This is a genomic window from Streptomyces sp. FIT100 (assembly GCF_024584805.1).
Lineage (GTDB): Bacteria > Actinomycetota > Actinomycetes > Streptomycetales > Streptomycetaceae > Streptomyces.
In genome coordinates this window covers 7,181,519-7,207,120 of record NZ_CP075715.1, presented here as the reverse complement: position 1 = coordinate 7,207,120, position 25,602 = coordinate 7,181,519, and the positions used below count along the sequence as shown (strand labels likewise).

At 71.7% G+C, this 25,602-nt stretch carries 23 protein-coding genes and 1 pseudogene; 5 read left to right on the top strand and 19 right to left on the bottom strand.

Going from position 1 to position 25,602, the window contains the following annotated elements; all coding sequences use genetic code 11:
- Nucleotides 1-9 precede the first annotated feature (9 nt).
- The 15 genes from hpnH to KK483_RS32095 form a co-directional block, all read right to left on the bottom strand.
- The gene (gene hpnH / locus KK483_RS32165; RefSeq protein ID WP_262008723.1) at nt 10-1,032 is read right to left on the bottom strand and encodes an adenosyl-hopene transferase HpnH; all 1,023 of its coding nucleotides are present in this window, start codon (nt 1,030-1,032) and stop codon (nt 10-12) included.
- A 5-nt stretch (nt 1,033-1,037) separates the two neighbouring features.
- Entirely contained in the window at nt 1,038-1,694 is a 657-nt protein-coding gene (locus KK483_RS32160) for a 1-hydroxy-2-methyl-2-butenyl 4-diphosphate reductase (protein WP_262008722.1), read from the bottom strand.
- Nucleotides 1,694-3,703, bottom strand: a complete 2,010-nt coding sequence (shc, locus tag KK483_RS32155) for a squalene--hopene cyclase (protein ID WP_262008721.1) — start codon at nt 3,701-3,703, stop codon at nt 1,694-1,696. The genes KK483_RS32160 and shc overlap by 1 nt, the downstream gene beginning before the upstream one ends.
- A gap of 167 nt (nt 3,704-3,870) precedes the next feature.
- Entirely contained in the window at nt 3,871-5,001 is a 1,131-nt protein-coding gene (locus KK483_RS32150) for a polyprenyl synthetase family protein (RefSeq protein ID WP_262008720.1), read from the bottom strand.
- The gene (gene hpnE / locus KK483_RS32145) at nt 4,998-6,437 is read right to left on the bottom strand and encodes a hydroxysqualene dehydroxylase HpnE (protein ID WP_262008719.1); all 1,440 of its coding nucleotides are present in this window, start codon (nt 6,435-6,437) and stop codon (nt 4,998-5,000) included. Before hpnE ends, KK483_RS32150 begins: the two co-directional genes overlap by 4 nt.
- Nucleotides 6,438-6,882: 445 nt before the next feature.
- Nucleotides 6,883-7,821, bottom strand: coding sequence for a presqualene diphosphate synthase HpnD (gene hpnD, locus KK483_RS32140; RefSeq protein WP_262008718.1), 939 nt, complete (start codon nt 7,819-7,821; stop codon nt 6,883-6,885).
- Nucleotides 7,822-7,829: 8 nt separating this feature from the next.
- Nucleotides 7,830-8,834 (bottom strand): squalene synthase HpnC, encoded by a 1,005-nt coding sequence (hpnC, locus tag KK483_RS32135; protein WP_262009784.1) that lies wholly within the window; start codon nt 8,832-8,834, stop codon nt 7,830-7,832.
- Nucleotides 8,835-9,287: 453 nt separating this feature from the next.
- Nucleotides 9,288-10,103 carry an ABC transporter ATP-binding protein gene (locus KK483_RS32130; protein ID WP_262008717.1) on the bottom strand — a complete coding sequence of 272 codons (816 nt, stop codon included), beginning with the start codon at nt 10,101-10,103 and terminating at the stop codon, nt 9,288-9,290.
- Nucleotides 10,090-11,019 carry an ABC transporter permease gene (locus KK483_RS32125; protein ID WP_262008716.1) on the bottom strand — a complete coding sequence of 310 codons (930 nt, stop codon included), beginning with the start codon at nt 11,017-11,019 and terminating at the stop codon, nt 10,090-10,092. Before KK483_RS32125 ends, KK483_RS32130 begins: the two co-directional genes overlap by 14 nt.
- 95 nt (nt 11,020-11,114) lie before the next feature.
- Entirely contained in the window at nt 11,115-11,996 is an 882-nt protein-coding gene (locus KK483_RS32120) for a glycosyltransferase family 2 protein (RefSeq protein WP_262008715.1), read from the bottom strand.
- Between the two features lie 4 nt (nt 11,997-12,000).
- On the bottom strand, nt 12,001-12,780 hold the full coding sequence (locus KK483_RS32115; protein WP_262008714.1) for a CDP-alcohol phosphatidyltransferase family protein: 780 nt from the start codon (nt 12,778-12,780) through the stop codon (nt 12,001-12,003).
- A complete protein-coding gene (locus KK483_RS32110; protein WP_242331203.1) occupies nt 12,758-13,819 on the bottom strand; it encodes an iron-containing alcohol dehydrogenase family protein in 1,062 nt (353 codons plus the stop codon). The genes KK483_RS32115 and KK483_RS32110 overlap by 23 nt, the downstream gene beginning before the upstream one ends.
- Nucleotides 13,807-14,559 carry a phosphocholine cytidylyltransferase family protein gene (locus KK483_RS32105; protein WP_262008713.1) on the bottom strand — a complete coding sequence of 251 codons (753 nt, stop codon included), beginning with the start codon at nt 14,557-14,559 and terminating at the stop codon, nt 13,807-13,809. Before KK483_RS32105 ends, KK483_RS32110 begins: the two co-directional genes overlap by 13 nt.
- A complete protein-coding gene (locus tag KK483_RS32100; RefSeq protein WP_262009783.1) occupies nt 14,556-16,355 on the bottom strand; it encodes a CDP-alcohol phosphatidyltransferase family protein in 1,800 nt (599 codons plus the stop codon). Before KK483_RS32100 ends, KK483_RS32105 begins: the two co-directional genes overlap by 4 nt.
- Before the next feature lie 184 nt (nt 16,356-16,539).
- Entirely contained in the window at nt 16,540-17,532 is a 993-nt protein-coding gene (locus KK483_RS32095) for an IS481 family transposase (RefSeq protein WP_262008712.1), read from the bottom strand.
- A gap of 214 nt (nt 17,533-17,746) precedes the next feature.
- Here KK483_RS32095 and galE point away from each other — a divergent pair, with 214 nt between their 5' ends.
- The 4 genes and pseudogenes from galE (at nt 17,747) to idi (ending at nt 21,810) form a co-directional block, all read left to right on the top strand.
- Nucleotides 17,747-18,766: a UDP-glucose 4-epimerase GalE gene (galE, locus tag KK483_RS32090; RefSeq protein ID WP_262008711.1), complete on the top strand. Its 1,020-nt coding sequence runs from the start codon at nt 17,747-17,749 to the stop codon at nt 18,764-18,766.
- A 223-nt stretch (nt 18,767-18,989) separates the two neighbouring features.
- Nucleotides 18,990-19,931, top strand: a complete 942-nt coding sequence (locus KK483_RS32085) for a cation diffusion facilitator family transporter (RefSeq protein ID WP_262008710.1) — start codon at nt 18,990-18,992, stop codon at nt 19,929-19,931.
- A gap of 273 nt (nt 19,932-20,204) precedes the next feature.
- A pseudogene (locus KK483_RS32080) lies at nt 20,205-20,969 on the top strand (class I SAM-dependent methyltransferase); the annotation flags it as partial.
- 247 nt (nt 20,970-21,216) lie between these two features.
- A complete protein-coding gene (gene idi / locus KK483_RS32075) occupies nt 21,217-21,810 on the top strand; it encodes an isopentenyl-diphosphate Delta-isomerase (RefSeq protein ID WP_262008709.1) in 594 nt (197 codons plus the stop codon).
- Nucleotides 21,811-22,096: 286 nt separating this feature from the next.
- On the opposite strand, the gene KK483_RS32070 is transcribed toward idi, so the two are convergent.
- Entirely contained in the window at nt 22,097-22,573 is a 477-nt protein-coding gene (locus KK483_RS32070; protein ID WP_262008708.1) for an ATP-binding protein, read from the bottom strand.
- A 143-nt stretch (nt 22,574-22,716) separates the two neighbouring features.
- On the bottom strand, nt 22,717-23,433 hold the full coding sequence (locus tag KK483_RS32065) for an HdeD family acid-resistance protein (protein ID WP_262008707.1): 717 nt from the start codon (nt 23,431-23,433) through the stop codon (nt 22,717-22,719).
- Nucleotides 23,434-23,498: 65 nt separating this feature from the next.
- Here KK483_RS32065 and KK483_RS32060 point away from each other — a divergent pair, with 65 nt between their 5' ends.
- Nucleotides 23,499-24,251, top strand: a complete 753-nt coding sequence (locus KK483_RS32060; RefSeq protein ID WP_262008706.1) for an enoyl-CoA hydratase/isomerase family protein — start codon at nt 23,499-23,501, stop codon at nt 24,249-24,251.
- On the opposite strand, the gene KK483_RS32055 is transcribed toward KK483_RS32060, so the two are convergent.
- A complete protein-coding gene (locus KK483_RS32055; RefSeq protein WP_262008705.1) occupies nt 24,235-24,912 on the bottom strand; it encodes a DJ-1/PfpI family protein in 678 nt (225 codons plus the stop codon). The genes KK483_RS32060 and KK483_RS32055 overlap by 17 nt on opposite strands.
- Nucleotides 24,913-24,946: 34 nt before the next feature.
- Nucleotides 24,947-25,591 carry a DJ-1/PfpI family protein gene (locus KK483_RS32050; protein ID WP_262008704.1) on the bottom strand — a complete coding sequence of 215 codons (645 nt, stop codon included), beginning with the start codon at nt 25,589-25,591 and terminating at the stop codon, nt 24,947-24,949.
- Nucleotides 25,592-25,602 lie beyond the last annotated feature (11 nt).

Genomic DNA, 25,602 nt, shown 5'->3' with positions numbered 1-25,602 from the left:
GGCCCCCTCTCAGTCGCGGTTTCCGGACACCGTGTCCCTGGCGGCACGCAGCGATTCCTTGAGTGAGCCCATGGTGGCGAGTACGGCGGTCGGTTCATAGCCGCAGTGCGCCATGCAGTTGGCGCAGCGCGGGTCCTTTCCGCGGCCGTACTTGTCCCAGTCGGTCTCCTCCACGAGCTCCTTGTACGTGGGCACGTATCCGTCGCTCATCAGATAGCAGGGGCGCTGCCAGCCGAAGAGCGAGTAGTTCGGGATCGCCCACGCGGTGCACGGGAAGTCGACCTTCCCCTCCAGGAAGTCCAGGAAGAGCGGTGAGTGGTTCAGCCGCCAGCGCCGCCGGTTGCCGTCCGCGAACGCCTTCCTGAAGAGCTCGCGGGTCTGCTCGACACCGAGGAAGTGCTCCTGGTCGGGCGCCTTCTCGTAGGCGTAGGCGGGCGAGATCATCATCTCGTCGACCTTGAGGTCGTCGTTGAGGTAGTTCAGCACCTCGATGACCGTCTGCGGGGTGTCGGTGTTGAAGAAGGTGGAATTGGTGGTGACCCGGAAGCCGCGCTTCTTGGCCTCCTTGATCGCCTCCACCGCCTCGTCGAACACGCCTTCCTTGGCGACCGACTCGTCGTGGCGCTCGCGCAGCCCGTCGATGTGGACGGCGAAGGCGAAGAACGGCGACGGGGTGAACTGCTCCATCTTCTTGCGCATCAGCAGCGCGTTGGTGCAGAGGAAGACGTACTTCTTCTTCGCCACCAGCTGGTTGACGATCTCGTGGATCTGCGGGTGCATCAACGGCTCGCCGCCCGCGATGGAGACCATCGGGGCCCCGGATTCCAGAACGGCCCCGACCGCCTGAGCGACGGGCATGCGCTGCTTGAGGATTCCCGCCGGGTGCTGGATCTTTCCGCAGCCCTCGCACTTCAGATTGCACGCGAACAACGGCTCCAGCTCCACGATCAGCGGAAACTTCTCACGCCTGCGGAGCTTCTGTTCAAAGAGGTACGTCCCGACCCTGATGGTCTGACGGAGCGGCATGGCCATCTAGCTCACCTCCTGGGGAGCAGCAAAGAACGGTGCCATTCATGAAAAGCAGGAAGGACGGCGCGCAGAACGCGGAAAGCCGATATTCCACCGCGCACCGTGCCGATGCGGACCAGTTCATGCTCCGGAGCGTCCACGACCACCCGGACGGCCGCAACCGGGCGGGGGCCGGCGCCCTGGGCGGCGTGGAGCGTCGCGGCCGACTCCATGTCCACCGCGATCGCCCCGGTGGCGGCCAGCTCCGACCGCTCCTGGCCGCGTACGACATGGGCGGAGCCGGTCAGCGGGCCGGTGTGGACCGTGCGGCCGGGCAGGGCGCGGACCAGCGCCGCCACGAGCACCTCGGTGCCGGTGCAGCGGGTGGTGCCCCAGGGGCCGCGGGTCTCGTCGGCCACGACGAGGTCGCCCGGGTGCATGCCCGGGGCGAGTCCGGCGCAGAAGCCGGAGGCGATGACCGCCGCGTCCCGGTTCCGCCCGTCGCCGAGGGCCTCGGCGACGGCGCGCTGGGCGTGCTTCGGGCCCATGCCCGTACGCAGTACGGTCACGGGGCCCAGTGCGCCGCCGCTGCCGCGCCCGGCGCCGCGCAGGGCGAGGTGCTCGATGCCGAGCGCGCAGGCGATCAGCAGCGGCGCGGTGCCCGGGGCCGCCGGGGTCGCGTCCATCAGCCCCCCTTGCCGGAGAAGGGCTCTCCGTTGACGTACCGGCCGAGCGCGGTCAGCGGGAAGACCTGCCGGTACAGGTGGTAGTTGATGGAGAAGTCCCAGGGGAAGCCGGTGCCCGTGAAGTGCGGCTCGTCCCAGGAGCCGTCCTCGCGCTGGGTCTCGGCGAGGAAGGCGACGCCCCGCTCGACCGCCTTGCCCTCCCGCTCCCCCGCCGCGAGCAGGGCCAGCAGCGCCCACGCGGTCTGGGACGCGGTGGACGCCCCCTGCCCCATGGTGGCCGGGTCGCGGTAGGAGCGCAGGTCCTCGCCCCAGCCGCCGTCGTCGTTCTGGACGGATTCGAGCCAGCGGACGGCGCGGCGGATGGCGGGGTGCACGGTCGGCAGCCCGGCGGCGGTCAGCGCCGGGACCACCGAGCCCGTGCCGTAGACGTAGTTGACGCCCCAGCGTCCGAACCAGGCGCCGTTCGGCTCCTGTTCGGCGAGCAGCCACTCGATGCCCCTGCGGGTACGGGGGTGGTGGGCGCGGCCCTCGTGGGCGAGCATCTCGACGACGTGTGCGGTGACGTCGGCCGACGGCGGGTCGATGACCTCGCCGAAGTCGCAGAACGGCAGCCGGTTGGGGAACGCGCTGGTGTTGTCGGCGTCGAACGCGCCCCAGGCGCCGTTCTTCGACTGCATCCCGAGCGTCCAGTTGCCCGCGCGGGCGATCGCGGCCTCGACGGCCGCCGGATCCGGGTGGTCGACCCGGCGCAGCGCGAGGATGACCTCGGCGGTGTCGTCGATGTCGGGGTAGTTGTCGTTGTGGAACTCGAACGCCCAGCCGCCCGGGGGAAGTCCGGGCTTGCGCACCGCCCAGTCGCCCCGCTTGACGACCTCCTCGCCGAGCATCCAGTCGGCGGCCCTGACGAGCGCCGGGTGGTCGGCGGGGAGCCCGGCGTCGGCGAGCGCGATCGTGGCCAGGCAGGTGTCCCAGACGGGCGACTGGCACGCCTCGATCATCCGGGCGCCGTCGTCGCGCCAGACGGTGAAGCGGTCGAGCGATTCCAGGCCGGCGCGCATCACGGGGTGCTGGAGGTCGTAGCCGAGCAGGTGCAGGGCGATGACCGAGTAGACGGCGGGCGGCTGGATCCCGCCCCAGCAGCCGTCGTTCTCCTGCCGCTCGACGATCCAGCGCGCCGCACTGTTCATGGCGGCACGGCGCAGCGGGCGCGGGGCGACCTTGCGGTAGCGGTGCAGCATCCGGTCGAGCCGCTGGAAGACGCCGTCCCAGCTCCGCGCCGGGGCGAGGGGCCCCTGCGGACTGGGGTTGCGTGCGTCGGTGTGGAGCTCGTCGAGCGCGAAGGGCGCGGGGCGGACCGGGCGCTTCGCGGAGACGATCGTGAGCGGCACGATGGTCTGCCGGGCCCAGCAGCCGAAGTCGTAGATGTTGAGCGGGAACCAGGACGGCAGATAGATCAGCTCGGGCGGCAGCTCGGGCAGGTCCTCCCACTTCCACCAGCCGAAGAGCGCGAGCCAGATACGGGTGAAGACCCGGCTCGCGGCGATTCCGCCCTGAGCCCGGATCCAGTCGGCGGCGCGTGACATGTGCGGATCGTCGGGCCGGTCGCCGGCGAGCCGCAGCGCGACGTATGCCTCGACGGTGGTGGAGAGTTCGCCGGGTCCGCCGTAGAACGTGGCCCAGGTGCCGTCGTCGCGCTGCTCGCCGCGGATGAAGAGGGCGGCGGCGTGGCTGGTCTTCTCGTCCAGGACGCCGAGGAACTGACGGAGCAGCAGGTCCTCGGCGTCCATGGTGACGTTGGTCTCGAGGTCGCCCTTCCACCAGCCCTGCGGGTCCTGCCGGGAGAGCAGGTACTCGACGGAGCGCTGTGCCGCCCGTGCGGCGGCCGAAGAGACGTCACCTCCCGGGGGAGGTGTGTCGGGAGGTGTGTCCGGAGGTGTGTCGGTCGGTTCGCTGGCCGCGGCTGCGCGGGGTCCCGGAGCCCCGGTGCTTCCGTCGGTCGTCGCTGTCATGGCTTCCCCTTCGTGCAGTCGGATCTCTGCTGCTGCGGGTCTGCCGTCGGCCGGTGCCGGGAGTGGCACCGGCCGGCGACTGCCTGGGGGTCTGGGGGGCTATCCCCCAGAAAGCACTCATATGCGATTGATCGTGATCATCTCCGTCGCGCGGCCGACTCCGGTGCTCACCGCTTGCGTACGACGACGAAGTCGGCGAGCGCGACGAGCTGCGCGCGCACCTGCTCGGGCATGTCGACCCGGTCGAGCGCCTCGACCGCGATCGCGTGCTGTCTGCGGGCCTCCTGGGAGGTCCACTCACGGCCGCCCGCCTCCTCGATGAGGGCGGCCCTGGTGGCGAACTCGGCCTCGGAGAAGCTGTCGACGTCCCCCGCGGCCGGAGGCCGCTCATCGGGGTCCGCCTTGGCGTCGGCGGCGAGCAGTTCGCCGAGCCGCTCCGACGCGGGGCCGCCGGCGGCGAGCGCGGCGACGACCGGCAGGGACTTCTTGCGCTGGCGCAGATCGCTCCACGTCTGCTTGCCGGTCGCCTCGGGGTCGCCCCAGATGCCGAGCAGGTCGTCCACGGCCTGGAAGGCGAGGCCGAGGTGGTAGCCGTACGCCTCCAGGGTGTCGGCGGTGCGGTCGTCGGCGCCGCCGAGGACTGCGCCGATGGAGACGGCGCAGGCGAGCAGCGCGCCCGTCTTGTTGCCCTCCATCTCCAGGCACTCCTCGACGGTGACCCGCTCGCGGTGCTCGAAGGAGATGTCCTGCGCCTGGCCGTCGATCAGCTTGCGGGTCGCGGTGGTGAGCCGGCGTGTCGCCCGCCCGGCCTCGACCGTGCCCAGCTCCAGCAGGATCTCGTTGGCCAGCGCGAAGAGCGCGTCGCCGACGAGGATGGCCTGGGCGGGGCCGTGCACCTTCCAGACGGTGTCGCGGTGGCGGCGCTGCTCGTCACCGTCCATCAGGTCGTCGTGGAGCAGCGAGAAGTTGTGCACCAGCTCGACGGCGACGGCGCCGGGGATACCGACCTCGGGGGCGGCGCCGGCGGCCTCGGCGGAGAGCAGCGCCAGCGCCGGGCGCACGGCCTTGCCGCCGTCACCGTCCGCGGGACGGCCCTGGGCGTCGATCCAGCCGAAGTGGTAGGCGGCGACCGTGTCCATGGGCGGCGCGAGACGGTCCACGGCGGCGCGCAGCACCGGGGTGGACAGGGTCCGCCCGCGTTCGAGCAGCGCGGTGACGTCCGCGGTGTCGACAGCCGGGTTCGCCGAGGGGGCAGTCGGCACGTTCTCTCCTCTGGTTCCGGACGTAGTACGACTCATGCCGCCTCCTGGAGCGGATGTTCATGGGGGCGGCCGAGGGCGGTGAGCGCGGCGGCGGCGGCGCTGAAGCCGCTGCGCACCGCGCCCTCCATGGTCGCGGGCCAGCCGGTGGCGGTCCACGATCCGGCCAGGTACAGGCCGGGGGCACGGGTGCGGGCGGCGGGCCTGAGCCTGCCGACGCCGGGGGTGGGGGCGAACGTCGCGGTGCGCTCCCGGGTGACGAAGAAGTCCCGTACCTCCGCGTGGCGTGCCGCGGGCAGCAGGCGTTCCAGCTCGGGGAGGTAGCGCTCGCGCAGGACGGCGACGGGCGTGTCGATCTCGTCTTCGGCGGCCGACTGGGACAGGGCCAGGTACTGCCCTGCGACCCGTCGCCCACCACCGCCCTTGCCGGAGGGCCCCTCGGGCCCGCCGCTCAACAGGCCGGAGGCGTGGGTGCGGTCGAAGACCCACTGCACGGGCGTGCCGAGCGCGGCGAAGAAGGGCCGGTGCAGCACCTGGCGGTCGTAGACCACGTGGATGTTGAGGATCGGCGCGGTGCCGATGTCGAGGAGCCGGTCGGGGTCGTCGAGCGCACCGTCGGGCAGCAGGGCGTGGGTCTCGCGCTGCGGCACGGCGAGGACGACGGCGTCCGCGTCGAGCCGCTCGGCGCCTGCCGTGACGTTCCAGCGGCCGTCGGGGGTGCGGGCGACGGCGCTGACACGGGCGCGCAGCTCGGTGCGGACCCCGGCGGAGTCGAGGGCCTTGCGGGCGAGCGTGTCGTGCAGGTCGCCGAGCGGCACCCGGGCCCAGCCGATGTCGGCCGCGCCGGGCTCGGAGAGCAGTCCGGTCTTGAACACCATGGCGGCCAGGCCCAGGGAGGCGTGGGGCGCGGTGGCGTTGAGGGTGGCGACCCCGACGAGGTCCCAGAGGGCTTCGACGGCGCGCCGTGTCTGCCCGTGGCGGCCGAGCCAGGACGCGAAGTCGACGCCGTCGAGGGCGGGGTCGGCGGGGTCGAGCCGCTTGAGCGCGAGCGCGGCCCGCCCGACAGCCGCGCGCTCGGCGAACGACAGGTGCGGGTACGTGGCGAGGCTCGCCGCGAGGTGGAGGGGTACGGGCAGCCCGGCGCGCCGCAGCCTGCCGAGCCGGGGCCCGCCGGGGTGGGCGGCGTCGATGACGGGCACGTCGAGGCGAGGCTGGACCGGTGCCAGGTGGGCGCCGTCGACGCGGTCGAGGAACCAGCGGTAGGCGGTGCAGCAGCGCAGATACACGTGCTGCCCGTTGTCGACGGTGAGCTCGCCGCGCCGGAAGGAGAACGCGAGCCCGCCGAGGCGGGGCCGGTTCTCGACGAGGGTGACCCGCACCCCGGCGTCGGCGAGCCGGAGCGCGGTGGTGACCCCGGCGAGCCCTCCGCCGACGACCACGGCGTGCTGCCGCGACGTCGTGCCGTCACGCGTCATGAGCCCTCCCCTCGGGCCACCGTCGCCCACAGGGACGCGCCACCGTCGCGGAGGGTTGCGCCTCCGGTGCGAGGCACAGCACAGGCGTTCGCCCTCGCGGCGCCGGCGCGAACCGGCCAGGCCGCGCCGAAGGGGAAGGGGGCGGCACCGCTCGACACCCGGACCGTACGAACCGGCCAGGCCGCTCCGGAGAGGAACGGGGCAGCACCACGCGACACCCGGACCGCGCGAACCGGCCAGGCCGCACCGGAGACGAACGAGGCAGCACCACGCGACACCCGGGCCACGGGAACCAGCCGCGTCGCGTGCGCGGGGAACGGGCGTCCAGGAGTCCGGCGAGCGGCAGTGGCGCCCCGCCGGGTCGTCGGCGCGCCGGCTGCCGGCTGTGGCTCGTCCCCGCCGGCGCGCGGCGGGGACGGGGGCCGAGGCGACGTCAGGGGTGGCATCAGGCGTGCCTCCTGACGGAGTGGCGGGAGACATGGCGGGCGTCGAGGCCGGAGAGGCCGCGGACGGCGACGTACGCCTTCTCACGGCCCGGGAGCGAGACGCGGCCGCGCAGCACCGCCTCGGGGTCGCGTTCGATGCGGTCGAGGAGGCGCCGGTAGATGCCGGCCATGGCCGCGACGCAGGCGCCGCTGCGGCGGTCCAGCATGGGCAGCAGCCGGTAGCCCTCCGCGAACAGGCCGCGGGCGCGGCGGACTTCGAAGTGGACGAGGCCGGTGAAGTCGGCGCCGGCCGGGGGGCCCGCGCGGTGGAATCCCGCCGAGCAGCCGAACTTGGCCAGGTCGTCGGCGGGCAGGTAGGTGCGGCCGCCGGCCGCGTCCTCGCGGACGTCGCGGAGGATGTTGGTGAGCTGGAGGGCGAGGCCCAGCGTGTCGGCGTACTCGGCGGCGCGGTCGGCGCCCTGCGCGCCGGGCAGGGTGCCGAACACGCCGAGCGAGAGGCGCCCGATGGCGCCCGCGACACACCGGCAGTAGACCTTCAGGTCGTCCCAGGTCTCGTACGTCTCGCCGTGGACGTCCATGAGGACGCCGTCGATGAGTTCGTCGAGCCCGTCCAGCGGGATCGGGAAGCGGCGCGACGCGTCGGCGAGGGCGACCGCGACGGGGTCCGTGTCATCGTCGTCGATCGCATCGTCGCGGATCCTGCCGAGCAGCTCGCGGGTGCCTTCGAGCCGGTCCCGCTTGGCGGCCCGGTCGAGGCTGCCGTCGCCGATGTCGTCGACGCGCCGCGAGAAGGCGTACAGCGCCGACATGGCCTGCCGCTTGTCCGCGGGCAGCAGCCGGATGCCGTAGGCGAAGTTGCGCGCCTGCTGTCCCGTCACGGCCTCGCAGTAGCTGTACGCGGCCCGCACCGGTGCGGACATGAGTGGCTGTCCCTCCATGCTCCGGCTCACCCCTCTCTGCCGGCTCTGCGCAAGACGGCTCCCAGTTCACGGATCAGTCCCCGCGTGGTGGGTCCGGGCGGACCGGGGAGCACGTCGTGTCCGGCTGCCGCGATGGCGTCGAGCGCGGCGCGGCCTCCGGCCACGAATCCGGCGAGCAGCAGTCGCAGCCTGCCGTGGACGCTACCCACCAGGGGGGTGCCTTCATCCAACAGCAGCCGGGCGCGTTCGGCCTCGAACGCAACCAGGTCGCGCACCGGCGCGCCCCCTTCCGGCTCCGCCAGATCGGCTTCGGTGACGCCGAACCGTTTCATGTCCTCTGCCGGAAGGTAGATCCGGTCGCGGGCGAGGTCCTCCGGGATGTCCTGGAGGTGCTCGACGATCTGGAGCGCGGTGCAGATCGCGTCGGAGAGGCGGACGCGCTCGGGGCTGGTGGTGCCGGTGATCCCCAGGACGAGCCGGCCCACGGGGTTGGCGGAGAGCTCGCAGTACGCGGCGAGCTCGTCGTACGTCTCGTAGCGGCCGGTGAACTGGTCCTGGCGGTTGGCCGCGATCAGCGCGAGGAACGGCCCGGGCGTCAGCGAGCAGCGGTGCACGGTGGGCACCAGGGCACGCAGCAGCGGATGGCGCGGGCCGTCGCCGTCCCGCCGGGCGTCGACGCCGGGACCGGCACCGGGGGCGGAGTCAAAGTCGGCGCGGGGGTCGGCGCCGAGGTCAGTGCCGGGGTCGGTCGCGAAGACCCGCCCCAGATCGTCCTCGAACGCGTCCAGCATCGCGAGCCGGTCGTCCGCCTGCTCGGGGGCGAGGCCGAGGTGGCGGGCGTCGGCGCCGCCCGGGGCCAGGTCGCCGTCGCCGATGTCGTCGACGAGGCGGGCATAGCCGTAGACGGCCATCAGGTCGTCGCGCCAGGCTCGCGGCAGGAAGAAGGGGGCCACGGGGAAGTTCTCGTCCGCGGCCTTGTCGAGTGTGGTGCGCGTGGAGGCGTCGGGGCGCACCTGCCGGGTACCCGTCACCTCGGGCTGCCCGGCGCGGGGACGGCGCTGCACACGCGGAGCTGGAGATTTTCCGTCATTGCCGTCACATCTCCCGTTCTACACTGCCGACCCAATACACACTATTTCGGACACGCCGCCGGACATTCCGGAGTCGGGGCCCGCCGCTCGGCTGCCCCGGACCGCCCCGGCGGGCGGGAAAGTCAGGGGGTATCGCCCCACTTGCCGCGAATCGGCACCGGTACAGCTTACGTTGTACAACGCGCCGACCCGCGCCTGGGTGTTGCGGGCATTACAAGTGCGATGCTTTCGCCGTGAATTGACGAGCGGTTGACGCGCACTTGACGCCGCGCATACGGGAAGGGGCCACGGCGGCCCCTGCCGGCAAGGCCCCCACCGCCGAAGGCCCCCACCGGCGAAGGCCCCCGCCGGCGCGATCCGGCGGGGGCCCTTCCGTGCGACGGGTAGCGGAGACTACTTCCCGGTCTCCTTCTCGTACGCCTTGATGACCTCGTCGGTCGGGCCGTCCATCAGGAGCTCGCCCTTCTCCAGCCACAGGACGCGGTCACAGGTGTCCCTGATCGACTTGTTGCTGTGGCTGACCAGGAAGACCGTGCCGGCCTCCTTGCGCAGCTCGCGGATGCGCTGCTCGGAGCGGATCTGGAACTTCCGGTCACCCGTGGCCAGCGCCTCGTCGATCATCAGCACGTCGTGGTTCTTGGCGGCGGCGATCGCGAAACGGAGCCGGGCTCCCATGCCGGAGGAGTAGGTCCGCATGGGGAGCGTGATGAAGTCGCCCTTCTCGTTGATCCCGGAGAAGTCGACGATGCTCTGGTAGCGCTCGCGGATCTCCTCGCGCGACATGCCCATGGCGAGACCGCCGAGTATCACGTTCCGCTCGCCGGTCAGATCACCCATCAGCGCGGCGTTGACACCGAGGAGCGACGGCTGGCCGTCCGTGTAGACCTTGCCGCTCTCGGTCGGCAGCAGCCCGGCGATGGCCCGCAGCAGGGTGGACTTGCCGGAGCCGTTGGTGCCGATGAGGCCGATGGCCTCGCCGCGGTAGGCGGTGAAGGTCACCCCGCGCACGGCATGGACCTTGCGGACCCCCCGGGACTCGCCCCGGTCGCGGCGCACGATCCGGCTCAGCGCCGCGGTCGCGCTGCCCCGGCCCCGGCCGCCGCCGCCGTTGACCCGGTAGACGATGTGGACGTCGTCGGCGATCACGGTGGGGATCCGGGCGCCGCTCGGGTCCTGGTGCGGCTCCTTGTGCAGGTCAGCCACGGCCATAGCGCTCCTCCGCCTTCCAGAAGTACACGAACCCGGCGACACCGGCGAGCACGGCCCACAGCAGGCCCGCGAGCCACACGTGCGAGGGCAGGTTCGACGAGTCGTACCCGTCGATCAGGGCGAAGCGGATGAGGTCCATGTAGACCGCCGCGGGGTTGTACATGAGGACCTCGGCGATCCAGGCCGGCTTGTCCTCGAGCATCACCTTGATCGAGAACATCACGCCGGAGCCGTACATCCAGGTACGCATGATGAACGGCATCAGCTGGGCGAGGTCGGGGGTCTTGCTGCCCAGCCGGGCCATGACCAGCGCGAGGCCGACGTTGAAGACGAACTGCAGCGCGAGCGCCGGCAGCGCCAGCAGCCAGCTCAGCGACGGGAAGCTGCCGAACGCGAGCACGATGAGCACGAGCACGATCATCGAGAACAGCAGCTGCTGGAGCTGCTGCAGCGCAAACGAGATGGGCAGCGAGGCACGCGGGAAGTGCAGGGCCCGCACCAGTCCCAGGTTGCCGGCGATCGACCGGACACCGGCCATGACCGACGACTGCGTGAACGTGAACACGAACACACCCGTGACCAGGAACGGGACGTAGACCTCCTTCGACATCCCACGATCGGCGTTGAGGATGAGACCGAAGATCAGGTAGTACACGAGAGCGTTCAGCAGCGGCGTCGCCACCTGCCACAGCTGCCCCAGCTTGGCCTGGCTGTACTGCGCCGTGAGCTTCGCCTGGGAGAACGCCAGGATGAAGTGCCGGCGGCCCCAGAGCTGCCTGACGTATTCGACCAGCCCGGGGCGGGCACCGCTCACCGACAGGCCGTACTTCGCGGCGAGCTCCGCCGGCGTCAGACCGTCGTCGGGAGACGGCCGAGCGCTCATGGCGATCGCGCCGTCGTGGGTTGTGTCACTCACAAGTTGAAACTTTCGTGTTCAAGATGCGCGGCATACGGGCCTCAGGTGGCGGCCAGGTCCCGGAAGTACGCCCGATGCTCTCAGATCCCGGCCCGTCAGACGACAGGTGGTCGGCCCAGTCGCGTCAGTCGCCACACGGTACGCCACTTCATGGGGCGGCGGGGCCCGCACGGCGTCGTCCAGCCCTCCTTGAACCCGCCGAACCAGGCGCGCAGCGCCGCGATCGTGGGCCGCCTCAGCAGGGTGAGGGCGATCCACACCGCGAGGTAGACCGGCACCAGGGGCGCGGGCAGATTGCGACGGGCCAGCCACACGCGGTTGCGGGCCACCATGCGGTGGTAGACGGCGTGCCGGGACGGCGGGGTCGTCGGGTGGAACAGCACCATGTCGGAGCGGTAGTCGATCATCCAGCCCGCGTCGACGGCGCGCCAGGCGAAGTCCGTCTCCTCATGGGCGTAGAAGAACTCGTCCGGGAGTCCGCCGACCTGGGCGATGACCTTCGTACGGACGGCGTTGGCGCCGCCGAGGAAGGTCGTCACCCTGGAGGAGCGCATCGGGTCGGAGGCGCGCAGCCGCGGGACATGGCGGCGCTGGGTCGCACCGGTCTCCGGGTCGGCGATGCGGAAGCTGACGATGCCGAGGCCGGGGTCATCGCCGAAAGCCTGACGCACCAGTTCGCCGGTGTTGTTGTTCGGCAGCAGTCCGTCGTCGTCGAGGAACAGCAGCACGTCGACGTCGGTGCCGGAGGGACCGAAGGCCTCGATCCCGGCGTTGCGCCCACCGGGGATGCCGAGGTTCTCCGGCAGGTCCACGGTCCGTACCCCGTGGGGGACGTCGGTCACCTGTGCACCGTTGCCGACGACGACGACCTCGATGGGGTCGCCCTCCTGCTTGGCGACCGAGTCGAGGAGCGCACGCAGATCGTCCGGGCGGTTGCCCATGGTGATGATGACGGCGCCGAGCTTCAGTGGGGTCATGCGCTCACCTCAGCCTGTTGGATGCCAGGATCGAGACCAGGTGCAGCAGTGTCTGGACGATCGCGATGCCGGCGAGGACCGCGATGCCGAGACGGGTGAAGAAGAGATCGCCCTGGATCATGTCGAGTACGGCCATGGCCAGGATGAACAGGCTGGCCTCGATCCCGCCGACGAGCCGGTGGAACTTGAGTGCGGCCGCAGCCCGGCGGGCCAGCGCCAGCCCGGAGGAGCGGGGCACGGATGCCTCGTCCTTCACGGCGGGCAGTCCGCTGCGGGTGCGGGCGACGTCGACCAGGTCGGTCTCGGCCTTGATCAGGATGGCGCCGAGCGCGGCGAGCGTACCGAGGAAGGCCCAGAGCCACTCGGGACGGCCCGAGCCGAACAGATCGGCACCGCGCAGTCCGAAGCCGACGAGCAGCGCGGCCTCGCACAGGTAGTGGCCGATCCGGTCCAGGTAGACGCCGGTGATGGAGGTCTGCTTGCGCCAGCGGGCGACCTCGCCGTCGACGCAGTCGAGCAACAGATAGATCTGGAACAGCACGGCTGCGAGTATCGCGCCGGTCAGACCCGGCACGAGCAGGGCTGCGCCGCCGATGACGCCCACGACCACCATCAGGCAGGTGAGCTGGTTCGGCGTGATCCTCGTGTTCACCAGGTACGGGTCGACGTGCAGCGAGATCTCGCGCATGTAGAGGCGCCCGGCCCAGTGCTCACCACTCCGCCGGTCCTTCACTCCTTCCGGGTGAACGACCGGACGGAGTTCAGCTACGGATGGTCTTGGCATAGTCGGCGTACGCGTCCCTGATCTGGTCGGTGGACAGGTCGAGGTGCTCGAGGATGGTGAAACGTCCGGGGCGGGTCTGCGGCGCGTACTCCACGGCCTCGACGAACTCGTCGACGGAGAAGCCGATCTCCTCGGGGAGGACCGGCAGACCGTGGTTGCGCAGTACGTCGGCGAAGAGCCCGGACTCCTCGCGGGCGCCGCGCAGGTGCATCGCGAAGGCGGCGCCCATGCCGACCTGCTCGCCGTGGAGCGCGCAGCGCTTGGGGTGGAGCAGGTCGAAGGCGTGGCTGATCTCGTGGCAGGCGCCGGACGAGGGCCGGGTGTCGCCGCTGATCGACATGGCGATGCCGGTCAGCACCAGCCCCTCGGCCAGCACCGTCAGGAAGCCGTCGTCCCCGACGCCGCCGGGGTGGCGCAGGACGGACTCGCCCGCGGTGCGGGCCATGGCGGCGGCCAGTCCGTCGACCGGCTCGCCGGTGATGCGGTGCGAGAGCTCCCAGTCGGCGATGGCCGACAGATTGGAGATGGTGTCGCCGATGCCGGCCCGGACGAAGCGGACCGGGGCCTCGCGGATGACGTCCAGGTCGATGACGACGGCGATCGGCGTGGGGACGCCGTAGGAGCCCCGGCCGTTGTCGTTGTCGAGGGTCGCGACCGGGGAGCAGAGTCCGTCGTGCGCGAGGTTGGTGGCGACGGCCACCAGCGGCAGGCCGACCCGGGCCGCGGCGTACTTCGTCACGTCGATGATCTTGCCGCCGCCGAGGCCGACGACCGCGTCGTAGCGCCGGCCCTTGATGTTGTCGGCGAGCGTGACCGCGGCGTCGATCGTGCCGCCCGCGACCTCGTACCAGTCGGCGTCGGGCAGCAGCGGCGCGAGCTTCTCGCGCAGGGCCTGCCCGGAGCCGTTGCTTATCGCGAACGCCAGCCGGCCCGACGCGGAGATCCGCTGGTCGGCGAGGAGGCCGGGCAGATCGTCGAGGGCACCCGGGCGGATGTCGACGACGACGGGTGAGGGGATGAGCCGGGTCAGTACAGGCACGCGATCTCCCGGCCCTTGGCGAGGTCGTCGTGGTTGTCGATCTCGACCCACCTGACGTCGCCGATCGGCGCGACGTCGATCCGGAAGCCGCGGTTCACCAGCTCCTGGTAGCCGTCCTCGTAGTAGAGGTCGGGGTCGCGCTCGAAGGTGGCCTTGAGGGCGTCGGCGAGCTCGTCCGCCGCCTCGGGCTCGATGAGGGTGACGCCGATGTACTCGCCGGTGGCGGTGGCCGGGTCCATCAGCTTGGTGATGGTGCGGACGCCCTGGCCGTCGGAGGTGATGACCTTCATCTCCTCGTCGGCGAGGTGCTTCACCGCGTCGAGGGCGAGGATGATCTTCTGACCGTCGCCGCGGGCGGCGAGCAGCGTCCGCTCGACGGAGACGGGGTGGACGGTGTCGCCGTTGGCGAGGATCACACCCTGCTTCAGGACGTCACGCGCGCACCACAGGGAGTAGGCGTTGTTCCACTCCTCGGCCTTGTCGTTGTCGATCAGCGTCAGCGTCAGGCCGTACGCGGCCTCCAGCTCGGCCTTGCGCGCGTACACGGCTTCCTTGCGGTAGCCGACGACGACGGCGACCTCGGTCAGGCCGACCTCGGCGAAGTTGGCGAGGGTGAGGTCGAGGACGGTCCTGGCAGCGCCGTCCTGTTCAGGGCCTACGGGCACGAGGGCCTTCGGAAGCGCGTCGGTGTACGGACGCAGACGCCGTCCTGCACCGGCTGCCAGTACGAGGCCGATCATGCGGGTTCTCCTTCGTCATGTACGGCGGGTGCTCCGGCGGAGACCCAGAAACGGATGGACTCCACGAGCACCACCAGCGCCACGGCCACCGCGAGGACGGTGAGCGCGACGGGGAAGCCGGTGCCGCCCGACGCCAGGAGCGCGGCCAGTACCGCCACCGCCAGCGTGCGGCCTTCATGCCCGCCGATCGTCCGCACCAGCCAGGCAGGCGGCGCGCCCGTGCCACCGCGGATGCGGTACACCGTGTCGTAGTGATGGTAGGCGACTGCGGCCACCAGGCCGAAAGCTGCCGGAAGTGCGCCGTTCACCTCCGAGCGGGCGGCGAGGAGCAGGATCACGCCGTACTCCACGGCACGGAAGACCGGGGGGACCAGCCAGTCGAGCGCGCCCTTGAGGGGGCGGGCGACGGCGAAGCCGGAGGTGGTGACGTACAGCGCGGCGCCGACGACCGGCCACCAGCTGCCGACCGGCGCGAAGGCGGCGGCGCCGGTGACGGCGGCCCCGCCGGCCGCGGCCACCGCGAGCGGAGCGAAGCCGGGCAGCCTGCGGGCGGTGTCCGCGAAGGCGGCGGCGAAGCTCTCGGCGAGCGTGCCCGAGTCGGCGAGGTCGGCGAGGGCCTGTGCCGCGCGGTCCGTCCTCCTCGCCCTGCGCGTCAGCGAGCGCAGCACACGGCCCGCCGTGGTGTACGTCGCGGCGAAGCCACAACCGATGAGCAGGGCGTAGAAGACGATGCGGGGCGTGGCGACGGCCGTGAGCACGGCGATCATGGCCCAGCGCTCGCCGATCGGCAGCACGATCATCCGGCGGACCCAGACCGTCCAGCCGACGCTGTCGAGCTTTTCGGAGAGGGCGGCGGTGGGGCTGCCCGTCACGGACTTTCCGGCCGCGGTGGCGTCGTGGTTCGCCTCGTTGAAGGAGAAGTCCACGACGTGGCGGCAGGTCTGGAGGATCATCGCGCCGAGCGCGAGCGCCCACACGTCGTCCCCGCCGCGGGCCGCTCCGAGGGCGAGGCCCGCGTAGTACGCGTACTCCTTGGCCCGGTCGAAGGTGGCGTCCAGCCAGGCGCCCATCGTCGAGTACTGGAGCGAGTAGCGGGCGAGCTGTCCGTCGGTGCAGTCCAGCACGAACGAGAACAGCAGCAGGACGCCGGCGGCGACGAAGCCGCCGCGGGTGCCGGTGGCCGCGCAGCCGGCCGCTATCAGCGCGGTGAGCAGCGACGCGGTGGTGACCTGGTTCGGGGTCAGGCCGCGCCGCGCGCACCAGCGGGCGATGTACCGCGAGTACGGGCTGATGAAGAAGGTGGTGAAGAACCCGTCGCGGGCCTTCACGGCGGAGCGCAGCCGTACGTCCTCGTCGTCGACGGCGGCGACGGCCTGCCGGGCCTCGTTGCGCGCCTGGGGGTCGTCGGGGACGGTCGCCACGAGCGAGCCGAGCTCGGGCCGGTGCGGGGTGGTCCCCTCGGCGCCGAGTGCATCGGCGACGCGGGCGGTGTCGGCGGCCGGCGCGGCCTTCAGCGCCGCGAGCAGCGCGGGCCGCGCCTCGGCCTGGGCCGTGACGGCGCCCGGGACGGCGGACGCGGGGAAGCGGGGGTCCGTCAGGGCGAGCCGGAGGGCGTGGACGTGGCCGACGAAGCGCGGGTCGACGAGGGCGACGCGCTCGGCGGCCGGCACCGCGGCGAGCAGCTCGGCGGTCTCGTCGGCGCCTGCGGCGACTCGTACGTCGAAGCCCAGCGACCGCAGATCGCCTTCGAGCGGCGATCCGGGTACCGGCGGACCGGTGAGGATGGCGGTCGACAGACGGACTCACTCCTTGGCGCTTGCGGATGGCTGTGCACGGCGGCTCGGCCCGGCACCCGGGCGGCGGCACGTCGGCAGAGGCTATCGGATGAACGGAAGCCCGAGTTCACCGAGGTTTCCCGGACAGGACACCCGGGCTCCCCCGTCCGGCTTCCTGCGGCGCCCCCGCCGTGCCCCGCCACTCCTAGATGTATTGCCTGGGGACGTTGGTCAACCTGGTGATGGGTGGTTTGCCGCCGGTCGCGGTGTGGGGGCGGTGGTGATTGTAGTGATGGAGCCAGGCTGGCAGGGCTTTACGGCGGGCTGATTCGCTGGGGTAGAAGCGGCCGAGGGCCCAGCCGTCGGCGAGGGTGCGGTGGAAGCGTTCGACCTTGCCGTTGGTCTGTGGCCGGTAGGGGCGGGTCTTCTTCGGTGTGATGCCGAGCTCGGTGCAGGCTTGTGTCCAGTGCCGGGAGCGGTAGGCCGAGCCGTTGTCGGTGAGGACCCGCTCGATGGTCACCCCTCGGGCGGCGAACCAGGCTACCGCGCGCCGCAGGACGTCGACCGCGGTGGCGGCCATCTCGTCGTCGCGGATCTCGGCGTAGGCGACGCGGGAATGGTCGTCGATGACGGTGTGGACGAACGCGGTTCCCAGTAGTGGTCCTCGGTACTTGTTGCGGGGCTTGTCGGGTGTTGCGGCACGGTTCTTGCGGCCCTGGACGCGTCCGACGTAGCGCCAGCCGCCGCCGTCGGGCACGTTCCCGAGCTTCTTGACGTCGATGTGGAGCATTGCGCCGGGATGATCGTGCTCGTAGCGGCGGACCGGCTCGCCGGTGGCGCGGTCGATGTGGGACAGGCGGTTGATCCGGCAGCGGGTCAGGACTGCGTGGACGGTGGAGGCGGGCATGCCCAGCCGTCCGGCGATCTGGACCGGGCCCAGACGTTGCTTCCAGCGCAGGTGCACGATCTTGCGGACCAGCGGCTGCGGTGTTCGGGCAGGACTGCGGTGCGGCCGGGAGGACCGGTCAGCCATCGCCACCGGCCCGGACTCGGCGTAACGGTCGGCCCACCGCTTGGCGGTCGGCCAGGACACGTCGTAGCGTTCGGCCGCACGGGCGACCGGCCAGCCGTCATCGACAATCAGACGCGCCAGCCGAAGACGGGCACGGGGAGTCAAAGCAGCGTTAGCGTGAGACACGAAGGCCTCCTGGTTGGCGGAGCGGTTCCTCGACAGCTCCACTCCACAACCGGAGGCCTTCCCCATCTCACAGATTCAGACCGTGTCGTCACACAAACTCGACCAACCTGGCTGGGCAGTACACCTAGATCATCATCGTGGATCCACGGCACGCCCCACAAACCGGCGCCGTACGCCGGGCGGGATCCCCCGGACACGGCCTAGGGTGGGGGCCATGACGTGGCTGATCACAGGTGGTGCGGGGTACATCGGGGCGCATGTGGCGCATGCCATGGCCGGAGCCGGTGAGCGGGTCGTCGTGCTCGACGACATGTCGACCGGGGTTCCCGAGCGGCTGCCGGACGGTGTGCCACTGGTGCGCGGTTCGCTGCTCGACCGGGAGCTGCTGGACCGGACGCTCGCCGGGCACGCGGTCACGGGTGTGGTGCATCTCGCGGCGAAGAAGCAGGTCGGCGAGTCCGTCGAGCAGCCGCTGCGCTACTACCGCGAGAACGTGTACGGGCTGACGGTCCTGATGGAGGCCGTGGTCGCGGCGGACGTACGGAGCTTCCTCTTCTCCTCCTCCGCGGCCGTCTACGGCGTCCCGGATGTGGAGCTCATCACGGAGGACACCCCGGCGGTCCCGATCAACCCGTACGGCGAGACCAAGCTGGCCGGCGAGTGGCTGGTGCGGGCCACCGGACGGGCCCACGGCATCACCACAGCATGCCTGCGCTACTTCAACGTGGCCGGCGCCGCGCGCCCCGAGCTCGCCGACACCGGGGTGTTCAACATCATCCCGATGTTCTTCGACCGGATCACCCGCGGCGAGCCGCCGCGGATCTTCGGCGACGACTACCCCACCCCCGACGGCACCTGCATCCGCGACTACATCCATGTCGCCGACCTCGCCGACGCCCACCTCACCGTGGCCCGCCGGCTCGCCGAGAGCGATGCGGACGGCGAGGACGAGGGCATCGGTGCCGGCTCCGGCGCCGAGGACCTCACCGTGAACATCGGCCGCGGCGAGGGCGTCTCCGTCCGCGAGCTCGCCCGCATCGTCGCCGAGGTGACGGGCTCCGGCGTCCCCGCCATGGTCGAGCCGCGCCGGGCCGGTGACGCGGCGCGGGCCGTGGCGTCGGTGGAGCGGATCGGCAAGGAGCTCGGCTGGACGGCGACGCGCGGGGTGCGCGAGATGGTCGAGTCGGCCTGGGAGGGATGGCTGCTGCACCACCCGGAGATCCGCACCCGCTGAACCGCACCCGCTGATCCCCAGCCGCTGAACCGCACTCGCTGATCCCCAGCCGTTGATCCACAACCATTGATCCACAGTCCGCCCGCAACGCTCTGACCTGGGGCCATCGCCGCAGGTCAGAGCATATGACAACGGTGTTCAGCGTCGTGTTGCCCGATACCCCCCACCCGTAGTTCACTGGCCACTCGGACAGATCGGACCCACAATCCGGGAGGCGGCTCGCATGGGGGCTGGGCACGACCACGGACACGCGCACGGCGGTCCCCCACCGACCGGCACCGCGGCCGCCGCCTACAAAGGACGTCTGCGGATCGCCCTGGCGATCACCCTCGGCGTGATGGCGCTGGAGATCGTCGGCGGGATCCTTGCCGACTCGCTGGCCCTCGTCGCCGACGCCGCGCACATGGCCACGGACGGCCTCGGCCTCGCGATGGCGCTGCTCGCGATCCACTTCGCCAACCGCCCCGCCGACACCAGCCGCACCTTCGGCTTCGCCCGTGCCGAGATCCTCGCCGCGCTCGCCAACTGCCTGCTGCTGCTCTGCGTCGGCGGCTATCTGCTCTACGAGGCGGTCCAGCGCTTCATCACCCCGGCCGACACCAACGGCGGCCTGACCATCGCGTTCGCGGTCGTCGGCCTGGTCGCCAACATGGTGTCGCTCACCCTGCTGATGCGCGGCCAGAAGGAGAGCCTGAACGTGCGCGGGGCCTATCTGGAGGTCCTCGCCGACACCCTCGGCTCGCTGACCGTGCTGATCTCGGCGGTCATCATCCTGGCCACCGGCTGGCAGGCCGCCGACCCGATCGCCTCCCTGCTGATCGGCCTGATGATCGTGCCCCGGACGGTCAAGCTGCTGCGGGAGACGCTGGACGTGCTCCTGGAGGCGGCGCCGAAGGGGGTCGACATGGCGGAGGTGCGCGAGCACATACGTGCCCTGCCCGGCGTGGAGGACGTCCACGATCTGCACGCCTGGACGATCACCTCGGGGATGCCGGTGCTCTCCGCCCATGTCGTGGTCGCGCAGGACGTCCTGGACGCGGTCGGCCACGAGAAGATGCTGCACGATCTCCAGGGCTGCCTGGGCTCGCACTTCGACGTCGAGCACTGCACGTTCCAGCTGGAGCCGAGCGGTCATGCCGCGCACGAGGCGGGGCTCTGCCACTGACGGCCCGCCGCGCGCTGCGCGCTGCTAGATTGGCGCGCAGCCGTGATCTCGGGGAAGCAGGGATCAGGATCATGGATCCGAGGGGAGTCGAGGTCGATGACCGTCGCCGCGGACTCCCCCTGCGCCGGCGTGGGGGGATCTCCAGCCGAGCGCAGCACCCGGCCCGTCATCGATCTCCGGGCGCCCGACCGATCCGGTTCCGTACGCTGACCCGGTTCCGTACGTCATCCCGTACGTCTGCCGGGGCCCGCTCACCCCAAAGGTTTTCCCACGTTGTCCGACAACGCCGTTCGCGACGCCTTCTTCGCTCTTCACCAGGGACTGCCGCGCCAGGGGCCCGGCTCCGACGCCACCACCCGCCGTCTGCTGACCCTCGCGGCTGCCGCGGGTCCGCTGCCGTCCCGTCCGCGCGTCCTCGACCTGGGCTGCGGCCCGGGCCGCGCCGCACTGCTGCTGGCCGCCGAGGCCGACGCCGAGGTCACGGCCGTCGATCTGCACGGGCCGTTCCTCGACGAACTGCGGCGGGCCGCCGAGGCCCGCGGGCTCGGCGACCGCATCCGTGCCGTCGACGCCGACATGGGCGCGCTGCCGTATCCCGACGGATCGTTCGATCTGGTCTGGGCGGAGAGCTCGGCGTACGCGATCGGTTTCGACACCGCCCTGCGCGACTGGCGCCGGCTGCTCGCGCCCGGCGGCGCGCTCGTGGTCACCGAGTGCGAGTGGACCGCCGGCTCGCCGAGCGAGGAGGCCCGCGCCTTCTGGGAGCAGCACTACCCGCTGCGTACGACGGCCGCGAACACGGCGGCCGCCGTGGCTGCCGGGTACGACGTACTGGGCGTGCACCGTCTGCCCGCGAGCGACTGGGAGGAGTACTACGGTCCGCTCGCCGCCCGTGCGGACGCCGCCGATGCCACGGCCCCCGGCATGGCGCAGGCGCTGGCCGGCACGAAGGCCGAGCTCGCCATGTGGCGCGACCACGGCGGCGACGGGGGTGAGTACGGCTACACGGGCCGTGTGCTGCGCCCCGTGGACGGCCGCTGAGCCACCCGGCGCGGGTGTGTACGGGGCGCGGCCGGTCGTGAACGGTTCCACGACTGCGCCGCAGGGCACGCTCACCTCGCCGGGGGCGCTCGGCCTCCGAGCCGTTGAGGACCGTGTCCGCGCCTGCCGCGCACCCGTGCGGCAGGCGCGGACATGCCCAAGGCGGTGAAGTGCGGACAAGCCGCTTTTGTACGGCAGACTGTGGTGGCCCCCGCAGGGCCGAGGACCGAAGCGAAGGATGGCTATGCCGACCACACCCGCCACCGCGGCGACCAGCTCGCCCAACGGCACCCAGCAGCCGATCTTGCTCGAACTGGTCGACGAGAACGGCCATACCATCGGCACCGCGGAGAAGCTCTCCGCCCATCAGGCACCCGGACAGCTGCACCGGGCGTTCTCCGTGTTCCTCTTCGACGAGCAGGGGCGGTTGCTGCTCCAGCGCCGCGCGCTCGGGAAGTACCACTCCCCCGGTGTCTGGTCGAACACCTGCTGCGGGCACCCGTACCCGGGCGAAGCGCCGTTCGCGGCCGCCGCGCGCCGGACGCATGAGGAGCTGGGCGTGTCGCCGTCGCTGATGGCGGAGGCCGGCACGGTCCGCTACAACCATCCGGACCCGGCGTCGGGCCTGGTCGAGCAGGAGTACAACCACCTCTTCGTCGGCATGGTGCAGGCCCAGCTGCGGCCCGACCCCGAGGAGATCGGTGAGACGGCGTTCGTGACGGCGGCCGAGCTGGCCGAGCGGCACGCGCGCGACCCGTTCTCCGCGTGGTTCATGACGGTGCTGGACGCGGCGCGCCCGGCGATCAAGGAACTCACGGGCCCGGCCGGGGGCTGGTGACCGTACGCTCCGGGGAGGCCGCGCGCCCCGGAGCCCGGGGGTGTCCGGTGGACCATGCCGGGCTCGCGGCGCCCCCCTAGGCCGTGTCTGACAAATCCCGCCTGGCGCGCGACGCCCGGCACGCACTCCCCCGTAGCCCTTCGGGCACGGGAGGTGCCCCCACGCTGCGTTGTCGGAGTCATCCAAGTACGTCCAGTACGAGGATGATCCTCCGCCTTGCGATTGCACGCACCGGACGCCGCGCACCCCGCCCTGCGGGCGGACGGCGCCATTTGTCAGACACGACCTAGAAGGCGCCCTCGCCGCGGACGCCCAGGGTCGTCAGCGGCAGCGCGGCCCAGATGATCTTTCCGCCGGTCGCGGTGTGCTCGACGTCGCAGGTGCCGCCCGCCTCCCGGGTGATCTCCTTGACGAGCAGCAGGCCGCGGCCGCCGGTCTGCGCGTAGTCCGTCTCCAGCGCCTTGGGCCGGTACGGGTGGTTGTCCTCGACGGCCACCCGGATCCACTCGGGGCCGACCGCGACCTCCACCGCGACCTGCGGCGACAGCAGCGCCGCGTGGCGGACGGAGTTCGTCACCAGCTCCGAGACGATCACCAGCAGCCCTTGCAGAAGGTCATCGTGGACCGGCACGCCCTGGCGGCGGATCAGGTCGCGGACTGCGTGGCGGGCCTGGGGCACGGAGACATCGAGCGCAGGTGCCGTGAACCGCCAGACGCCTTCGTACGACAGCGGCCGGGCCGGGATGCTCCCGGGGCTCTCCATAAGTCCGGCACCCACCCTCGTGACGTGTGGTCAGGAATCAATTGATTTCTTGACCGAGTGTTGGGAATGGGTTGGTCCGTACCGGCCCGCTGACAAGAAGTCAGCCGCTATCGACGGAATCCGACCGAGTACGCATGACGGTGTCAGTTGCGCGACTGGTCCTGATCTTCTTCTGTCGACTTCTCGGACGCCTCCGCGCCCTTGCCGCCGTCGCCTCTCTTGCCGTCGTCGCCTCTCTTGCCTTCCTTGTCGTTCTCGTCGTTCTCGTCGTTCTCGTCGTTCTCGGCCACCATGCCGAGGATCCGGCGGCCGCCGACGCCGACCGCGATGAGCCCCAGGCCGTCGAAGAGCAGCGCCAGCGAGAAGAAGATGCCGAGGACATAGCGGCTGCTGTCGGGCCAGTTGGCCAGCACCAGCACCCCCAGAAGCAGGCCGAAGACACCCTGCAGCAGGGTCCAGCCGAAGTGCGGCCCGCGCACCACGACGCTTCCGACCAGCCGGAACACTCCCCCGGTCAGGAAGAGCAGCGCGGCGAACATGGTCAGCGCCTCGGCGGTGCCCTGCGGATGGCGGATCACGACGACGCCGGCCGCGATGTACAGCGCGGCCACGATCACCGCGAGCCAGAAGTAGTTGCTGCCGCGCGACTCGATCGCCTGGAGCAGCCCGACCAGCCCGCCGATCAGCAGCAGCCAGCCGAAGAGCAGCATCGAGGTGAGCGTCGCGACGTTCGCGTAGACGAGTCCGACCAGCCCGCAGACGACGAGGACCACACCGAGCCCGGTCAGCCAGCCGAAGCTGCGCCGGAGGTTCCTCCCCTCGCGCGTCCCGCTTCCCTCTTCCTGGGTTCGACCGGCCATCAGCGCCTCCTCGCCATACCCCCTTCTTGATCATAGGTTCGCTCCTGCCCGATAGCATCCGGCGCATGGAGCAGATCGTCGCCGAGGTGGCGGACGGGGTCGCCACCGTCGTGATCAGCAACCCCGGCAAGCACAACGCCATGACGGCCGCGATGTGGCGGGCGGTGCCGGAGGTCCTGGACGGTCTCGCCCGCGACCCGTCCGTACGGGCGCTGGTGCTGACCGGCGCCGGCGGCACGTTCTGCGCCGGCGCCGACATCGCCTCGCTGCGCGGGCAGGCGCTCGGCGGCGGGGAGGATCCCCAGAGCCTGGCCGTCCGTGCCGAGGACGCGCTCGCCGCCTTCCCCAAGCCGACGCTGGCGGCCGTGCGCGGCTACTGCGTGGGCGGCGGCTGCCAGCTGGCCGCGGCCTGCGATCTGCGGTTCGCCGAGGAGGGGGCCTCCTTCGGGGTCACGCCGGCGAAGCTGGGGATCGTCTATCCGGCGTCATCGACCCGGCGGCTGGTCGCGCTGACCGGCCCGGCGGCCACGAAGTACCTGCTCTTCTCGGGCGAGTTGATCGGTACGGAGCGGGCCCTGCGCACCGGTCTGGTGGACGAGGTGCTGCCCGAGGGGGAACTGGGCAAGCGGGTCGCGGACTTCCTGCGGGTGCTCACCTCACGCTCGCGGCTGACGCAGGCGGCGGCGAAGGAGTTCGCGTCGGGCCGCACCGACCGGGACGGGTACTGGGCGGAGCAGGCGGCCGCGAGCGGCGACACCGCGGAGGGTGTCGCCGCGTTCCTGGAGCGCAGGCCGCCGCGGTTCACCTGGAGCGCCTGAGGCCCGGACCCTCGTCGGGGATCCGCAGCTCGTCGTCGGAGGCCGCCCGCGCCCGCCAGTAGGCGACGGCCTCCTCAGGGGCCTTGGCGGGCGAGCCCGCGTCGTACGGCGGCTGCGGGTCGTACTCGGTGATCAGCTGGACCCGCTGGGCGAACTCGTCGCCGGCGATCCGGCCGAGCAGGTGCAGGGCCATGTCGATGCCGGACGAGACGCCGGCCGCCGTCACGTACTTGCCGTCGAAGACGACCCGTTCGCCGGTGGGCTCGGCGCCGAGCCGGCCGAGCAGGTCCAGCGCCAGCCAGTGGCTGGTGGCCCTGCGGCCGTTGAGCAGTCCGGCCCCGGCGAGCACCAGCGAACCGGTGCACACCGACGTGGTCCAGGTGCTGGTGGCGTCCGCGGCGCGCAGCCACTCCACGAGGGTCCCGTCCGCCCGGGCCCGGCGCGAGCCCGGCCCGCCGGGCACGACGACGAGGTCGGGAGCCGGCACCTCGGCGAGGCTGCGGTCGGCGACCAGGCCGAGGTTGTCCCGGTCATTACGCACCGGACCGGCCTCCTCCGCGACGAAGACGGTCTCGGCGCCGGGCAGCCGGGCGAGCAGTTCGAACGGGCCGATCGCGTCCAGGCTGGTGAAGCGGTCGTAGAGGAGGATGGCGATCTGCATGGCGGTTCCTTTCAGGGGTACGGCCGGGGGCGGGTCAGCTCCCGCCGTGGAGGATCCATTCGCCCTGGTCCCGCCAGGGCGCCACGATGTCCTCGGGGGCCTTGGCGGGCGAGCCCGCGTCGTACGGCGGCTGGGGGTCGTACTCGGTCAGCAGCTGGATCGTCTGGGCGGCGGCGTCCCCGGAGATCCGGCCGAGCAGGTGCAGCGCCATGTCGATCCCGGAGGAGACCCCGGCCGCCGTCACGTACTTGCCGTCGACGACCACCCGCTCCTCGGCCGGCCGGGCGCCGTAGGCCACCAGCTCGTCCAGTGCGAGCCAGTGCGAGGTGGCCCGGCGGCCCTTCAGCAGCCCCGCCCCGGCGAGGATGAGCGAGCCGGTGCACACCGACGTGGTCCAGGTGCTGGTGGAGTCGGCCGTACGGAGCCAGTCGAGGACCGCCGTGTTCTCCACCACCCGGCGGGTGCCGGTCCCGCCCGGCACGAGGACGATGTCGGGGGCCGGCACCTCGGCCAGACTCCGTTCGGCGACGAGGCTCAGATTGTCCTGGTCATTGCGTACCGGGCCCGCCTCCTCGGCGACGAGGACGGTCTCGGTGCCCGGGAGCCGGGAGAGCAGTTCGAAGGGGCCGACGGCGTCGAGCGGGGTGAAACGGTCGTAGAGCAGGATGGCGAGCTGCATGGACGTCCCTT

What these genes read in the sequence shown, in the direction of transcription:
- hpnH (WP_262008723.1), bottom strand. Translation starts at nt 1,032, where the DNA reads ATGGCCATGCCGCTCCGTCAGACCATCAGGGTCGGGACGTACCTCTTT.
- KK483_RS32160 (WP_262008722.1), bottom strand. Translation starts at nt 1,694, where the DNA reads ATGGACGCGACCCCGGCGGCCCCGGGCACCGCGCCGCTGCTGATCGCC.
- shc (WP_262008721.1), bottom strand. Translation starts at nt 3,703, where the DNA reads ATGACAGCGACGACCGACGGAAGCACCGGGGCTCCGGGACCCCGCGCA.
- KK483_RS32150 (WP_262008720.1), bottom strand. Translation starts at nt 5,001, where the DNA reads ATGAGTCGTACTACGTCCGGAACCAGAGGAGAGAACGTGCCGACTGCC.
- hpnE (WP_262008719.1), bottom strand. Translation starts at nt 6,437, where the DNA reads ATGACGCGTGACGGCACGACGTCGCGGCAGCACGCCGTGGTCGTCGGC.
- hpnD (WP_262008718.1), bottom strand. Translation starts at nt 7,821, where the DNA reads ATGGAGGGACAGCCACTCATGTCCGCACCGGTGCGGGCCGCGTACAGC.
- KK483_RS32130 (WP_262008717.1), bottom strand. Translation starts at nt 10,103, where the DNA reads ATGGCCGTGGCTGACCTGCACAAGGAGCCGCACCAGGACCCGAGCGGC.
- KK483_RS32120 (WP_262008715.1), bottom strand. Translation starts at nt 11,996, where the DNA reads ATGACCCCACTGAAGCTCGGCGCCGTCATCATCACCATGGGCAACCGC.
- KK483_RS32115 (WP_262008714.1), bottom strand. Translation starts at nt 12,780, where the DNA reads ATGCCAAGACCATCCGTAGCTGAACTCCGTCCGGTCGTTCACCCGGAA.
- KK483_RS32105 (WP_262008713.1), bottom strand. Translation starts at nt 14,559, where the DNA reads ATGATCGGCCTCGTACTGGCAGCCGGTGCAGGACGGCGTCTGCGTCCG.
- galE (WP_262008711.1), top strand. Translation starts at nt 17,747, where the DNA reads ATGACGTGGCTGATCACAGGTGGTGCGGGGTACATCGGGGCGCATGTG.
- KK483_RS32085 (WP_262008710.1), top strand. Translation starts at nt 18,990, where the DNA reads ATGGGGGCTGGGCACGACCACGGACACGCGCACGGCGGTCCCCCACCG.
- idi (WP_262008709.1), top strand. Translation starts at nt 21,217, where the DNA reads ATGCCGACCACACCCGCCACCGCGGCGACCAGCTCGCCCAACGGCACC.
- KK483_RS32070 (WP_262008708.1), bottom strand. Translation starts at nt 22,573, where the DNA reads ATGGAGAGCCCCGGGAGCATCCCGGCCCGGCCGCTGTCGTACGAAGGC.
- KK483_RS32065 (WP_262008707.1), bottom strand. Translation starts at nt 23,433, where the DNA reads ATGGCCGGTCGAACCCAGGAAGAGGGAAGCGGGACGCGCGAGGGGAGG.
- KK483_RS32060 (WP_262008706.1), top strand. Translation starts at nt 23,499, where the DNA reads ATGGAGCAGATCGTCGCCGAGGTGGCGGACGGGGTCGCCACCGTCGTG.
- KK483_RS32055 (WP_262008705.1), bottom strand. Translation starts at nt 24,912, where the DNA reads ATGCAGATCGCCATCCTCCTCTACGACCGCTTCACCAGCCTGGACGCG.
- KK483_RS32050 (WP_262008704.1), bottom strand. Translation starts at nt 25,591, where the DNA reads ATGCAGCTCGCCATCCTGCTCTACGACCGTTTCACCCCGCTCGACGCC.